We start from the raw sequence: 1,746 nt of genomic DNA, 5'->3' as shown, positions 1-1,746 counted from the left end.
TTAGACCAGCTAGTAAAAGTCAATAAATTTTTATAAAAAAATTTATGAGTAAAAATAGGTATCACAAAAAATCCATTAAAAAATACGAATAATGGAAATTAGTCCCTAATTATTTTAGCCGTTAGGCTGCTTTGTTTGATTTATTGGTTAGATACATTTTTGAATGTATCTTAGGGTCACGTAGTTCATACTCTTTTTGATTTTTAAGAACAGAGAATATGTAGTTAATTAGCTTATGCATTATTGCGACTAAGCCTACTTTTTTACTTTTACCTTTCATATTCTCATTATAGAAATTTAGTAGAACTCTATTTATAGGTTCACCGTTTCTATTCTTACGTATGGATGCTAACGCGACAGCGTATAGGGCTCTTCGCCCTATTCTGGTACCTCGTTTAGACATGACGTTTCTGTCACTGTTAAACTTACCAGATTGGCTAACAGAAGGATCTAAGCCAAAATAAGCAACTAAGTGCTTAGGTTTAACAAAACCTTTAATATTGCCGATTTCACTTATTATTGTGATGGCAGTTAGTTCACCAACACCTGGTATTGAGTAAAGTAATTGTACATTTTTCTTAAATTCATCAGAAATTCTATCGCTACGCATTAATAGATGTATTTCAGATAATAGGTTTTTAATTTGGTTTTCCAATGATTCTATTACTGCAATAGTATTAATTATTTTTACAAATAAACTTGGTGATTTAAGACCAATGTAAACAGCTTCTTCAGCAGCATCATATAGCTTTTTATAAGTGTTTTCGCTATGTGCTAGTCCTTTTCTAGAATTGTTTGAAATTAGGTTAATAAGTTCATCTCTTTCAGCATTTAAAACTGCTTCAGGACTAGAATACTTTTTTAGCACAGCTATTGATGTTTTACTAGTAATATCTGAAAAGACAGAGCTATATCTAGGAAATATAACTCTTAAATCAGTAGAAAGCTTTTTCTTAAACGTAGATTTACTATCAGTAAATTTATAGTAATCTCTATAAAGAGACTTTAAAGTGTAGATTTCAACATCAAAATTAGAAGAATATTTGACATTTTGAAATTTACCTATAGTAGCAATGGTTAATGCATCCTTTTTATCATTTTTCACTTTTCTTATGTCACCATTCTTGTTACAATTAGTAATGAGTGGATTAAGGATACATACTTCAAATGTATCTTTAAGAAAGTGGAAAAGAGTAAGATGGTATACACCTGTAGATTCCATGAAAATGGCGGTTTTCATGTTAAACTCTTCTTCCACTTTTTTTATTTGATCTACTAGGTAATCAAAACCATTTCTATTATGCATTATCTTAAAAGGCTTCCTATAAATTTCACCGTCAGGTGCTAGTATAGCAATTACCGAAAAGTCTGCTGATACATCAATTCCAACTATTGGTCTATAAAAAAATTTACTCATGAAAATTATCTCCTTTGTTTGTGAGATAGAATAGATACTCCATTTCTATCAGTAATTTTGTAACCTTGTTTGTGACACAGGTAATTCCCAAAGGGAAACCTAACCAGCTAAACACAGAATTCTCACTGATGGAACGATACGCTAATTAACGGGTAATAATGACTCGTTAGAGCCAATTCCCAGGAGGAAAACATCTATCTTCTATTCAGGAGATATTATACATCAATATTTACTAATTTGGTTTCCCATTAAGGGAAAATAGAAAACTAAGTTAGAGTAGAGAAGTTTACCCTGTCGGGTAACGTATTTACGAATAATAAAAAAGAAAT

1 protein-coding gene is annotated in these 1,746 nt (G+C 30.7%); it reads right to left on the bottom strand.

Annotated features, from left to right (window positions below; translation table 11 throughout):
• Nucleotides 1-121: 121 nt before the first annotated feature.
• On the bottom strand, nt 122-1,417 hold the full coding sequence (locus CLHOM_RS00005; RefSeq protein ID WP_052219620.1) for an IS110 family RNA-guided transposase: 1,296 nt from the start codon (nt 1,415-1,417) through the stop codon (nt 122-124).
• Nucleotides 1,418-1,746: the final 329 nt, after the last annotated feature.

Origin of the sequence: Clostridium homopropionicum DSM 5847, assembly GCF_001263795.1 — a bacterium.
GTDB lineage: Bacteria > Bacillota > Clostridia > Clostridiales > Clostridiaceae > Clostridium_H > Clostridium_H homopropionicum.
The sequence above is the reverse complement of the archived record's forward strand: the minus strand, read 5'-3'. Positions and strand labels throughout refer to the sequence as shown.